Raw genomic sequence first — 12,422 nt, 5'->3', positions numbered from 1 at the left:
TTGCTGCTTAGAAAGTGAGGTTGCAAAATGAGTAACGACGATAAAGATATGGATGACTGGGAAGCAGCAATGGCTGAACAGGCAGCTGCAGAAGATGAAGAGTCTTCAGAAGGCGATGCATCGGAAAGCGAAAAGCCAAGTAATGCCAGTCATTCAGGCATGGACAACGTGCAAACCGCAGAGCTGGAAGAGCTTAACGAAGATGCGCCGGTTGGTGAAGAAGAGAAGCGTAAACTGGATGCAATTCTTGATATTCCGGTCACTATTTCAATGGAAGTAGGGCGTAGCCAAATAAGCATTCGTAACTTACTTCAGCTGAATCAGGGCTCTGTTGTTGAATTAGAACGTGTTGCTGGGGAACCCTTGGATGTTTTGGTGAACGGTACCTTGATTGCGCACGGCGAAGTGGTTGTTGTTAATGATAAATTCGGGATACGATTAACCGATGTTATTAGTCAAATTGAGCGTATTCGCAAGCTTCGTTAGTTTGCTGGCGCTGCCGGTGACGGTACTTGCCCAAACCGAGCAAAAAGCAATAGTGTCCGGTAATGATATAGGCGCCATGGTATTGGCGCTTTTTGCCGTTTTAGTGGTCATTGTTGTATTGGCGTCACTGTTAAAACGGTTTAACCTGAAATTTCAGGGCGCTTCGGGTATGAAAGTGTTAAGTAGCGTGTCCTTAGGCGCCAAAGAGCGCTTGGTCATTGTCGATGTTGGGGGCGAAAAACTGTTGTTAGGTGTTACCCAGCAGCGCATTGACTGTTTAAAAGAACTACCGTCTGATATCAACCTGGAAGGAAAAAAAGAATAATGAATCGCTGGTTGTATCTCATACTATTTACGACGTTTTTGCTGATACCCGAGCAGGCTTTTGCCTGGCAGGATCTTTCCGCTGTTACGGTCAAAACAAACCCTGACGGTACTCAAGAGTACTCAGTAACACTGCAAATTCTCGCGATAATGACCGCGCTGACCTTTATACCGGCAATGGTCATTATGATGACGTCTTTCACTCGAATTATTATTGTTTTGGCGATACTGCGCCAGGCTATAGGTTTACAGCAGTCACCGTCGAATCAGGTGTTATTGGGTATTGCATTGTTTTTGAGTTTTTTCATTATGTCGCCGGTGCTGAATGAAATTAATGACAAAGCTTTGCAGCCCTACATGAATGAAGAAATTCAGTCACTGGAAGCCGTTGACCGAGCAAAAGCACCGTTGAAAGCCTTTATGCTGGCGCAAACACGATTAACTGACCTGGAAACTTTTATTGATATTTCAGGTGAAGAGGGCATTGAAGCACCAGAAGACGTGCCGATGTCTATTTTGATCCCGTCTTTTATTACCTCAGAGCTCAAAACGGCCTTCCAAATTGGCTTTATGCTGTTTATTCCATTCCTAATCATCGACTTAGTGGTCGCCAGTGTTCTTATGGCCATGGGTATGATGATGTTATCGCCAATGATTGTGTCACTGCCCTTTAAGCTGATGCTATTTGTGTTAGTGGATGGCTGGAGTCTGACCATGAGTACGCTGGCCGGAAGTTTCGGGGTCTAGGAGGACGTATGTCACCAGAAATGTTTTTGGATATTTTTCAGGAAGCGCTGAAAACTATTGTGATTATGGTGGCATTCATCATTTTGCCCGGGTTGTTGGTCGGGTTAGTGGTTGCTGTTTTTCAGGCCGCCACCTCAATTAACGAACAGACCTTAAGTTTCTTACCTCGTTTATTAGTGACGCTTGCTGTTATCGGTCTTGGGGGGCATTTCCTGACCGAAACGGTGATGGACTTTACCATCGAAATGTTTAATCGGATTCCTGAAGTGGTTGGCTAATGGACTTGGTCACTTCTGTTGTCCTGGAGTGGCTAGAGCAACATCTCTGGCCGTTAACACGGGTCTCCGCCATGATAGGCAGTATGGCGCTATTTTCCGGCACCCTGGTTAACGCACGTATCAAGATCTTCCTATCGTTAGCCATCATTTTAGCTATTTCTCCTGCATTGCCTGAGGTGTCAACTGGTGTTGAAATGACATCAGTGGGTGGTTTTTTAGTGACCGCGCAACAAGTGGTTATTGGTGTAGCCTTGGGGCTGGTATCGCTGCTTTTCCTACAAATATTTGTACTTGGCGGCCAGGTTATAGCTATGCAGATTGGTTTGGGGTTTGCGTCGATGGTTGACCCCACGAATGGCCAGCAGGTACCGGTTATTGCGCAATTTTTTCTAATGCTTGCCAGTTTAGTATTTCTAGCCTTTGATGGTCATTTATTGATGATTCACATGATAATGGCCAGTTTTGAGGCTGTGCCCGTTGGCATGACCGGGCTGGATGCTGATGCTTTTATGGCGATTGCTGAATATGGTGCGGTGATGTTCTCAGCCGCTTTAGCCGCGATGCTCTCCGGTGTTATTGCTATTTTACTCATTAATTTAGGTTTCGGCGTAATGACACGAGCAGCACCACAACTGAACATTTTCGCAATAGGTTTCCCAATTACTATGGTGAGTGGTTTGGTCGTACTTTGGTTGACAATGGGCGGCTTCATTTTCCATTTTGAAAATCAATGGCAGCGTGCAATTGACGTGATGTGCACAGTTATTGGCTCTCAGTGTAGCTAGACTCGGGGATAAGGTAGAGAGTAATGGCAGAGACTGATCAGGAACGCACAGAAGACCCCACGGAGCGACGAAAACAGCAGGCCCGCGAGAAGGGCCAGGTTGCGCGCTCCAAAGAAATGGGAACGGCGTTTGTATTGGTGAGCGCTGCTATTGCGTTTATGTGGTTTGGTGATTGGTTGTATGAGGGTGCTCGCAATGTGTTCCAAACGATGTTTACTATCGACCGTCAGCAAGCCTTTGATACCACAAAAATTTACGAAGCTTTTGGTATTGCCTTCGGCTTTATCATGTGGCCAGTACTCATTATTTTCGCTTTTGTTTTAGTGGCCACCTTTTTCGGTAATAGCTGGTTGGGTGGTATTTCCTTCTCGACCAAAGCCATGGCGCCTAAATTCAGTCGTATGAACCCCCTTAACGGCTTTAAGCGCATGTTTGGTATTCAAGCTTTAGTCGAGCTTGTTAAAGCCATTGCCAAGTTTTCGGTTGTTGCTGTTTCGGCGTACTTTTTGTTGAAATGGCAGTTTGTCGATATTCTCCAAATGTCGATGGGGCAAATGCCAAATATGATAGGGAATGCGCTTGATATTCTGCTATGGATGTTCTTACTACTTTGCTGTTCAATCTTTTTGATTGTGGTGATCGATGCGCCTTTCCAGTTATGGAAACACAACAAAGACTTACGCATGACGAAACAGGAAGTCAAAGACGAACATAAAGATACAGAGGGTAGCCCGGAAGTTAAAGGTCGTATTCGTCGCTTGCAAATGGAAATGGCGAATCGCCGCATGATGCAGGAAGTGCCTAAAGCAGACGTAGTGGTAACCAACCCAACCCATTATGCGGTGGCGTTAAAATATGAAGATGGTGGCTCACAAGCGCCTGTGCTATTAGCGAAAGGAACCGACGAAACAGCAGCGAAGATTCGGGAAATTGCTTTGGAGTATGACATTCCATTGGTGCAGTCGCCCGCATTGGCGCGTTCTGTTTACCACACCACGGAGCTGGAGAAAGAAATTCCGCAGGGGCTGTTTGTTGCTGTCGCACAAATTCTTGCTTATGTATATCAGTTACGCCTGTTTAAGCAAGGTCAGGCGAAACGTCCGAAAAAGCCTGACAGCGAGTCACCAATTCCCGAAGATTTGCGCTACTAACAACGCTGCTATATCATTCGCCACCATTCGTGCCGATGTCGGCAGTGGTTAAATTGGAAGCAGTTATGGCTGAACTTAATTTGTGCCTGGCGCAACTGGACTTTACCGTTGGCGCAATTTACAACAATACCGCATTAATTTTAAAAACCATTCGTGAGCAGGGTCAGCAACACGACATTATCGTGTTCCCGGAGTTGGCCATTACGGGGTATCCACCGGAAGACTTACTGTTACGCAACGATTTAAGTCAGGCTGTCGATAACGCCGTGGAGCAAATAAGCGCCGCAGCGTCTGACTGTGTGGTTATTGTCGGACACCCACAGCATGTTGGTGGCGAACTTTTTAATGCCATGTCGGTGCTGCATCGCGGTGAATGCTTATTACGTTATTTCAAGCAGCGCTTACCTAATCATGGTGTGTTTGACGAACAGCGTTACTTTATTCCAGGTCATGAAAGTCAGGTGTTCGAGTGGCATGGCGTCCGCATTGGCCTACAAATATGTGAAGATTTGTGGCATCCCGAGCCATTACAACGATTGGCTGAAGACGACATTGATTTTGTCTTATCGATAAATGCGTCGCCTTATGAGCTGAATAAGCATGAGCAACGTTTGGGCGTATTGAGACAACGCGTATCGGAGTCGTCTAAGCCCATTGTGTACCTAAATAACTGTGGTGGACAAGACGAGCTGGTTTTCGATGGACATTCTGTTGTGATGGATGACGATGGTCAATTGCTGGCCGAGCTGCCGCATTGTCAGACAACGCTGACTAGTTTGAGTTATGAAAACGGGAAACTTCATTGTCAGACCTTCCCTCCGCATAAGTCGCAAAATGACTTAGCCAATGTGTATGACGCTCTGGTTTTAGCGGTTAGAGATTATGTCACGAAAAATGGATTCCCAGGTGTAGTGTTAGGCTTATCTGGCGGTATTGATTCGGCATTAACTCTGGCTATCGCTGTTGATGCGTTGGGTGCTGATAAAGTTCAGGCCGTGATGATGCCCTTCCGGTATACCTCAGACATGAGCCTTGAAGATGCTGAAAAGCAGGCGCATACGCTTGGCGTTCAATATGACTCTGTGCCTATTGAGCCAATGTTCGACCAATTTATGCAGCAATTAACGCCGCTTTTTAAAGGCGCGGAAACCGACACAACGGAAGAAAACTTACAATCACGTTGTCGTGGTGTACTGCTTATGGCGCTGTCGAATAAAACCGGGTCGTTGGTGCTGACAACGGGTAATAAAAGTGAAATGGCTGTGGGTTATGCAACGCTTTATGGCGATATGTGTGGTGGTTTTGCGCCGATAAAGGATGTGCCTAAATTGTTGGTGTATCAGTTGGCTGAATATCGAAACACATTAGGCGACTGTATTCCTCAGCGAGTGATAGATCGTCCTCCATCGGCAGAGTTAGCACCAGACCAAGTCGATTCAGACTCGTTGCCTGACTATGGCGATTTAGACCGAATTCTGGCATTGTATGTAGAGAGAGACTGGTCAGTAACGGATATTGTTGCTGCAGGGTTTAGCGAAGAAGATGTTCGCCGGGTGGTTCGATTAGTCGACTTGAACGAATACAAACGTCGTCAGTCGGCAGTTGGTCCGAAAGTGACACCAAGAAACTTCGGTAAAGATCGCCGTTATCCTATTACCAGTCATTATCGCTATGAATTGCAACGACAAGGGCAATAGGGAAGCGTTATGAAAAAAGTTGAAGCCATTATAAAACCTTTCAAGCTTGATGACGTGAGAGAAGCATTGTCAGAAGTCGGTATTGCCGGCATGACTGTGTCTGAGGTTAAAGGCTTCGGTCGTCAGAAAGGCCACACTGAGCTGTATCGCGGTGCAGAGTATATGGTCGACTTTTTGCCGAAGGTAAAATTAGAAGTAGTCGTTGGCGATGATGATGTCGAGCGGTGTATTGAGGCCATTATGGAAACCGCTCAAACCGGCAAAATAGGTGATGGCAAAATCTTCATTACCGATATTGAACGAGTCATTCGCATTCGAACCGGTGAGGAAAATGAAGACGCGGTTTAAACAACCGCGCCTTTCTCATTAATTGCTGACTAACTGATTCCCCGGGAAGTTAGCTCTTAACACTTTCAAAGCGTCTTCGCGTAATTCTGGTAAATCTAATTGATCGTAACTTTCTACCATCATCGCTAAAGCGTTTTCCACTTCTGGCGTGTCAGAAAAGTGCTCCAGAATGTAGCGCCCTCGATTGGCCGCCGCTAAATAAGCTTGGCGATCCATATAATATTGAGCAACAGCTAATTCTTTTTTCGCCAGACGACTCTTTATAGCGACTAACCGTTTTTTTGCATCGGCTGCATATTCACTGTCCGGGTATTTCCGAACTAATTCTGCAAAGTCCTTAAACGCTTCTTCAGCCATTGAAGAGTCGCGGTCAGAGCGGTCAACGCCAAACATTGCATGAATACCGTTGTGCTCAGCGCGCTGGTTGACCAAGCCGCGCATATACATGGCGTAATCAATGTCTTTATGATTCGGGTTAAGGCTAATAAAGCGATCAATTGCGGCTAGCGCTTCCTCGGTATTATCTAACTTGTAATGTAAGTATATGAGGTCGAGTTGCACCTGGTGCGCATAAGGACCAAACGGGAAACGTCGGTTCAGATTCGACAGCTGCTCTTGGGCTAAATTGAAGTTACCTGCCGCCATACTTTCACGAGCTTGCTCGTAAAGTGACTCAATTTGGGTTTTAGCAACTTGTTGTTCTTCGTCAGGTTGGCTCGAACAACCAACAGCCATAAAGCAAAGCGCTGTGGATAATACAATGTGTCGGCCGAGTTGTTTACTTAACATATTTAGCAGTATTCCCTATATTTTTTTGGCGCTGCACGGGCAAACCGTTACACTAGCATATTCTTGCATTCTAACGCAGCCTTTAAGGCTTTGACAGTCGAAACCGAATATATGAATAAACGTATTGAATTAGAAGCTATTGTTCCTGAGTCATTAACAGGAAAACGATTAGACCAGGCACTTGCTGAGTTGTTCCCGGACTATTCTCGCTCTCGTTTAAAAGGGTGGATAACCGAGGAGAAGGTTTCGGTTAATGCCGAGGTCGTGAAAAAGCCCCGTGAGAAAGTCGAGACCGGCATGTTAGTGGCCGTGGATGCTGAAATTGAAAGTGAAGAGCGTCACGTTCCGCAGCCGGTAGAGTTGGATATTGTTTATCAGGACGATGACATTTTGGTGATTAATAAGCCAGCAGGTCTGGTAGTTCATCCAGGAGCCGGAGCGCCGGATAGAACTCTGCTCAACGGTTTGTTGCATTATGATCCACAATTCGATTTGGTGCCACGAGCCGGTATTATTCACCGGTTGGACAAGGATACAACCGGGTTGATGGTGGTTGCACGTACGGTACCTGCGCAGACACAATTAGTGTCCATGATGCAGGCGCGTGAAATTACACGCGAGTATGAGGCCGTGTGTAACGGCGTGATGACCGCCGGCGGGATGGTCGACGAGCCCATTGGGCGGCACCCAACTAAGCGAACGCACATGGCCGTGGTTCAGTCCGGAAAGCCCGCAGTGACTCATTATCGAGTATTAGACCGCTACCGGGCACACACCTTGTTGCGCTTGCGTCTGGAATCTGGACGAACGCATCAAATTCGTGTGCACATGGCACATATCAAACATCCGCTGGTTGGTGACTTGACCTATGGAGGCCGTCCGCGCCCGCCGAAACAAGCCGATGACCAATTCTTACAAACTCTGAGAAACTTTAATCGACAAGCTTTACACGCTGCTTCTCTGGGGTTACATCATCCCATTACGGGTGAATGGCTTGAATTCCACGTTGACCGTCCGGACGATTTTGAGCATTTAATTGAAGAGTTGAAGCGTGACGCAAAACGTTTTTCATCCTAATTGGACGCTGCCTGACAATGTTGGTGTTGCAATTACAACAAGGGCGTTTGGCAACCTAGCGGTTCATGTGGGCGATGATCCAGCTGCTGTGCTGTTGAGACGACGCCGTTTAGAGCGTGAATTATCGCTACCTCATTCCGTGGTGTGGTTGCAGCAACAACATACGAGCAATGTGTTGTCATGGCCTTTTAAAACAAGCATAGCGGATGCTGCTTATAGTTCTCAGCCCGGCAGTGTATGCGCGGTATTGACCGCAGACTGTTTACCTATACTTATTTGTTCATCCGACGGCAAAGAAATAGCGGCAATTCATGCTGGATGGCGAGGTTTGGCAGATGGCGTGTTGCAAAAGGCATTAGAAAAGTTCTCTGCAGATCCATCGAGTTTAAGTGTTTGGATAGGTCCAGCGATTGGCCCAGATGCGTTTGAAGTTGGTCAGGATGTTTTCGATGCGTTTGTCTCGATTAACTCTGACGCGAAACCGTTTTTCAAGGCGGCTGGAGCAAAATGGTTAGCGGACTTGCCTGGTATTGCAGAAATGATTTGCCGCCAGTTTGGTATTACTGCTATTACTCAGAGCTATGAATGTACTGTGACCCACTCTGAATTATGGTACTCCTGGCGTAAGGAAAAAGCCGCAGCCCGATTTGCGTCAATTATTTGGCGAAAATAATAGCTGAAAACTTGAAAACGCCCAAAAAGTACCCACATTTAAATCAACGAAAGATTTAAGTGAGGTAGTACCATGAGGCACGATAAATTCACCAGTAAATTCCAAATGGCGATTGCCGACGCGCAATCCATAGCGCTGGGTCGTGATCACCAATTTATTGAGCCTGTACATTTAATGCAGGCATTGCTAGACCAGAATGGCGGCTCAGTCCGTCCATTATTTACAATGTTGGGTATCGATATCCCACAATTCAGAGCAAGCTTGTCAAAAGCCTTGGATGCATTGCCGCAAGTAGAGGGAACTGGTGGCGACGTCCAGCTTTCTCAGGCGACTGTACAGTTACTCAATTTGTGCGACAAATATGCACAGAAGCGTAACGATTCTTATATTTCTTCTGAACTCTTTTTGCTAGCTGCAACGGAAGACAAAGGCAAATTGGGCGAAATATTTAAAGCGCAGGGTATAAAGCGAGATGCGCTGGAAAAAGCGATTAATGATATTCGAGATGGTCAAAAAGTAGATGATCCGAACGCTGAAGAGCAACGCCAGGCTCTCGATAAATATACGATTGATTTAACAGAGCGCGCCGAGCAGGGCAAACTTGATCCTGTCATTGGTCGGGACGAAGAAATTCGCCGGACTATCCAGGTGTTACAGCGTCGTACTAAAAACAATCCGGTTCTTATTGGTGAGCCGGGGGTGGGTAAAACCGCGATTGTTGAAGGCTTAGCGCAGCGAATTGTTAACGGAGAAGTGCCCGAAGGGCTGAAACACAAACGTGTATTATCACTGGATTTAGGTTCTCTTTTAGCGGGGGCGAAGTTCCGCGGTGAATTTGAAGAACGATTAAAAGCAGTATTGAACGAGCTGTCGAAAGAAGAAGGCCGAATCATCCTCTTTATTGATGAGCTGCATACTATGGTCGGTGCCGGTAAGGCTGAAGGTGCAATGGACGCAGGTAACATGCTGAAACCGGCGCTTGCGCGTGGCGAACTTCATTGCGTCGGTGCAACAACATTAGATGAATACCGCCAATATATTGAGAAAGACGCCGCTTTAGAACGTCGCTTCCAGAAAGTCTTGGTCGATGAGCCAACCGTAGAAGACACCATTGCGATTTTGCGAGGCTTGAAAGAGCGTTATGAGCTACATCACTCGGTGGAAATAACTGATCCCGCAATAGTTGCAGCGGCGTCGTTGTCGCACCGTTATATCAGTGATCGTAAGTTACCCGATAAAGCTATCGATTTAATTGACGAAGCGGCTTCGAGTATTCGTATGCAAATTGACTCTAAACCAGAAGATTTAGATCGGTTAGAGCGTCGCATTATTCAGTTAAAGCTGGAGCGTCAGGCGCTGCAGAAAGAAAAAGATGACGCCAGTAAAAAACGATTAGAAATTTTACACGAAGAGCTGGAAGACCAAGAACGCAAATACAAAGAGTTAGAAGAAGTATGGAATACCGAAAAGGCAGCGGTTCAGGGCACGCAGCATATTAAAGCTCAGCTTGAGCAAGCACGTACCGACATGGATATCGCTCGCCGAGCGGGAGACTTGAACCGCATGTCGGAGCTTCAGTATGGGCGCATTCCTGAATTAGAGCGTCAGTTAGACTTGGCATTGCAGGCCGAAATGCAGGACATGAGCTTGCTGAAAAACCGCGTAACCGACGAAGAGATTGCCGATGTACTGTCGCGTTGGACCGGTATTCCTGTTGCAAGAATGCTTGAGGGTGAGCGTGAAAAACTCATTCATATGGAAGATAACCTGCATAATCGTGTTGTCGGACAAAACGAAGCGGTCGAGGCAGTCGCAAATGCCATTCGTCGTTCGCGCGCGGGCTTGGGTGATCCAAACAGACCTATAGGCTCATTTTTATTCCTGGGTCCAACCGGTGTGGGGAAAACTGAGTTGTCCAAAGCGTTGGCGAATTTTATGTTCGATACAGACGATGCGATGGTTCGAATTGATATGTCTGAGTTTATGGAGAAGCACTCCGTAGCTCGCTTAGTTGGTGCACCTCCGGGTTATGTAGGTTATGAAGAAGGGGGGTATTTAACGGAAGCGGTGCGTCGCAAACCATATTCTGTCATCTTGCTTGACGAAGTAGAGAAAGCCCATCCGGATGTATTCAACATATTGCTTCAGGTATTGGATGACGGTCGCCTAACAGATGGACAGGGTCGCACGGTCGATTTTAAAAATACCGTGATTATTATGACATCGAACTTGGGCTCTGATCTCATACAAGAGCATGCGAAAGAGCATACGTACGAACAAATGAAAGCGGAAGTCATGGAAGTATTGGGGCGTCATTTCAGACCTGAGTTTATTAACCGGGTTGATGACACCGTGGTATTCCATCCATTGGGTGAAGCTGAGATACGCTCGATTGCTCAATTCCAGTTACAGCTGCTGTTTAAGCGCCTGGAAGAGAAAGACTTTGAGATTGAAGTCGATGATGATGCGTTAGCGCATCTGGCTCGTACAGGGTTTGATCCGGTATTTGGGGCGCGACCTCTGAAAAGAGCGATTCAACATGAACTTGAGAATCCGTTAGCGCAGAAAATCTTATCCGGAGAGATTCAACCTGCTAAACCGATAAAAGTCAGTGTTGAGAATGAAGCGCTAGTGATTAGTCAGTAACAGAGGCAACAAGGCTCGGGGATTTCCTACCCGAAGCCTTGTTGTGATAACCTGTTCACTTTCTATTAATAACTAAGAGTGTTTTTGCATGAGTAACGATAGTTCAAATACTAACGGCAAACGCCGGGGTATTTACTTACTGCCAAACTTATTCACTACGGCAGGTTTGTTTTCTGGTTTCTATGCCATTGTTGCCTCGATGAACGAGCGTTTTGTCGAAGCGGCCGTTGCGATTTTTATTGCGATGATTTTTGATGGGCTTGACGGACGTGTAGCCAGAATGACCAATACCGAAAGTGATTTTGGGGCTGAATTTGACAGCATGGCGGATATCGTTTCCTTTGGTATGGCTCCGGCGCTTGTGATGTATAACTATGCACTTGCTGACTTAGGTAAGTTAGGTTGGTTGGCTGCATTTATATTTGTTGCTGGTGGAGCGTTACGACTTGCACGATTTAATACGAATTTAGGCTCTTCTGATAAACGTTACTTTCAGGGGTTAGCTATTCCAAGCGCGGCCGCGATAGTCTCCGGCTTAGTTTGGGTGGGCTCTGAATACGGTATTGAAGGTTCTGATATTGGCGGCATTGCAGCCATTATTACTATTTGTGCTGGCTTATTGATGGTAACAAACTTCCGTTATCACTCTTTTAAAGATGTAGACTGGAAGGGTAAAGTCTCTTTCTTAGTTATATTAGTGATTGTATTGGCTTTCGTTATCGTTGCTACTCAACCATCTTTAGTTTTGTTCTCTATTTTCTTTTTATACGCCTTGTCTGGGCCAGTATTCACCATTAAAAATGTGAAAAAGCTGAAGTTAGAGCATGTCGTTGGAGATGACGACGATGATGATGCTGACTTTAACCAAGACGGCGATGTCGATAAGAAACAGAAAAAAGAGTCTGATAAAGACGAATAAGTCATCAAATTGATTATGATCTAGGCAAGTGATCATTTTTCTTAAAAAAGATCTTGAAAGGGCACAAAAGATCGCTATAATTCGCCGCCGTTGTCACGAGATACTCACTGAGTTGAGTCGGGCAACGGCGGTTTTGTCAGTCGGACAAAAAGTCCAGAAAAAGAGGTTGACGAAATCATCGGGAAGTGTAGAATACGCCTCCCTGCTTCGGAAGAAGCAACGCTCTTTAACAACTATATCAAGCCAAGCAAACTGTGTGGGCACTTGCAGAAGTTACGCAAAACAGAAATATGTATTGCAACTTTTGAATGAGTGTTCAGCAAGGTTTCATTAATGAAGCTAAGCAAAAACGCGTAATTCATTGAGTTGATTGAACTACTTTTAATTGAAGAGTTTGATCATGGCTCAGATTGAACGCTGGCGGCAGGCCTAACACATGCAAGTCGAGCGGTAACAGAGAGAAGCTTGCTTCTCTGCTGACGAGCGGCGGACGGGTGAGTAA

General features: G+C 46.1%; 13 protein-coding genes and 1 rRNA gene. 13 read left to right on the top strand and 1 reads right to left on the bottom strand.

The features are described 5' to 3' along the window. Positions 1–27: 27 nt before the first annotated feature. The 8 genes from fliN (at position 28) to glnB (ending at position 5,816) form a co-directional block, all read left to right on the top strand. Entirely contained in the window at positions 28–486 is a 459-nt protein-coding gene (gene fliN, locus BLT32_RS08550; RefSeq protein ID WP_053954025.1) for a flagellar motor switch protein FliN, read from the top strand. Then, positions 446–811, top strand: coding sequence for a flagellar biosynthetic protein FliO (gene fliO / locus BLT32_RS08545; RefSeq protein WP_235443993.1), 366 nt, complete (start codon positions 446–448; stop codon positions 809–811). The genes fliN and fliO overlap by 41 nt, the downstream gene beginning before the upstream one ends. Then, on the top strand, positions 811–1,557 hold the full coding sequence (gene fliP / locus BLT32_RS08540) for a flagellar type III secretion system pore protein FliP (RefSeq protein ID WP_053954023.1): 747 nt from the start codon (positions 811–813) through the stop codon (positions 1,555–1,557). Before fliO ends, fliP begins: the two co-directional genes overlap by 1 nt. 8 nt (positions 1,558–1,565) lie before the next feature. Then, positions 1,566–1,835, top strand: a complete 270-nt coding sequence (fliQ, locus tag BLT32_RS08535; protein WP_053954022.1) for a flagellar biosynthesis protein FliQ — start codon at positions 1,566–1,568, stop codon at positions 1,833–1,835. Continuing rightward, positions 1,835–2,620 carry a flagellar biosynthetic protein FliR gene (gene fliR / locus BLT32_RS08530; protein ID WP_053954021.1) on the top strand — a complete coding sequence of 262 codons (786 nt, stop codon included), beginning with the start codon at positions 1,835–1,837 and terminating at the stop codon, positions 2,618–2,620. The genes fliQ and fliR overlap by 1 nt, the downstream gene beginning before the upstream one ends. Before the next feature lie 23 nt (positions 2,621–2,643). Further along, positions 2,644–3,771 carry a flagellar biosynthesis protein FlhB gene (flhB, locus tag BLT32_RS08525; RefSeq protein ID WP_053954020.1) on the top strand — a complete coding sequence of 376 codons (1,128 nt, stop codon included), beginning with the start codon at positions 2,644–2,646 and terminating at the stop codon, positions 3,769–3,771. Positions 3,772–3,836: 65 nt separating this feature from the next. Further along, positions 3,837–5,468 (top strand): NAD+ synthase, encoded by a 1,632-nt coding sequence (locus BLT32_RS08520; protein ID WP_053954076.1) that lies wholly within the window; start codon positions 3,837–3,839, stop codon positions 5,466–5,468. 9 nt (positions 5,469–5,477) lie between these two features. Then, positions 5,478–5,816, top strand: a complete 339-nt coding sequence (gene glnB, locus BLT32_RS08515) for a nitrogen regulatory protein P-II (protein ID WP_053954019.1) — start codon at positions 5,478–5,480, stop codon at positions 5,814–5,816. Positions 5,817–5,834: 18 nt separating this feature from the next. Here the strand turns inward: glnB and BLT32_RS08510 are convergent, their stop codons facing one another. Then, positions 5,835–6,605, bottom strand: a complete 771-nt coding sequence (locus BLT32_RS08510; protein ID WP_053954018.1) for an outer membrane protein assembly factor BamD — start codon at positions 6,603–6,605, stop codon at positions 5,835–5,837. A gap of 111 nt (positions 6,606–6,716) precedes the next feature. Here BLT32_RS08510 and rluD point away from each other — a divergent pair, with 111 nt between their 5' ends. The 5 genes from rluD to BLT32_RS08485 all read left to right on the top strand — a co-directional run. Further along, entirely contained in the window at positions 6,717–7,682 is a 966-nt protein-coding gene (gene rluD, locus BLT32_RS08505) for a 23S rRNA pseudouridine(1911/1915/1917) synthase RluD (RefSeq protein WP_053954017.1), read from the top strand. Beyond that, positions 7,657–8,355 carry a peptidoglycan editing factor PgeF gene (gene pgeF / locus BLT32_RS08500; protein WP_053954016.1) on the top strand — a complete coding sequence of 233 codons (699 nt, stop codon included), beginning with the start codon at positions 7,657–7,659 and terminating at the stop codon, positions 8,353–8,355. The genes rluD and pgeF overlap by 26 nt, the downstream gene beginning before the upstream one ends. Before the next feature lie 72 nt (positions 8,356–8,427). Then, positions 8,428–11,001: an ATP-dependent chaperone ClpB gene (gene clpB, locus BLT32_RS08495; protein ID WP_053954015.1), complete on the top strand. Its 2,574-nt coding sequence runs from the start codon at positions 8,428–8,430 to the stop codon at positions 10,999–11,001. 88 nt (positions 11,002–11,089) lie between these two features. Then, entirely contained in the window at positions 11,090–11,920 is an 831-nt protein-coding gene (gene pssA / locus BLT32_RS08490) for a CDP-diacylglycerol--serine O-phosphatidyltransferase (RefSeq protein ID WP_053954014.1), read from the top strand. Positions 11,921–12,302: 382 nt separating this feature from the next. Further along, positions 12,303–12,422: ribosomal RNA gene (locus BLT32_RS08485) — 16S ribosomal RNA — on the top strand; the annotation flags it as partial.

Source organism: Idiomarina zobellii (assembly GCF_900100855.1).
GTDB classification, from domain to species: domain Bacteria; phylum Pseudomonadota; class Gammaproteobacteria; order Enterobacterales; family Alteromonadaceae; genus Idiomarina; species Idiomarina zobellii.
This window is presented reverse-complemented; position numbering and strand designations above follow the sequence as displayed.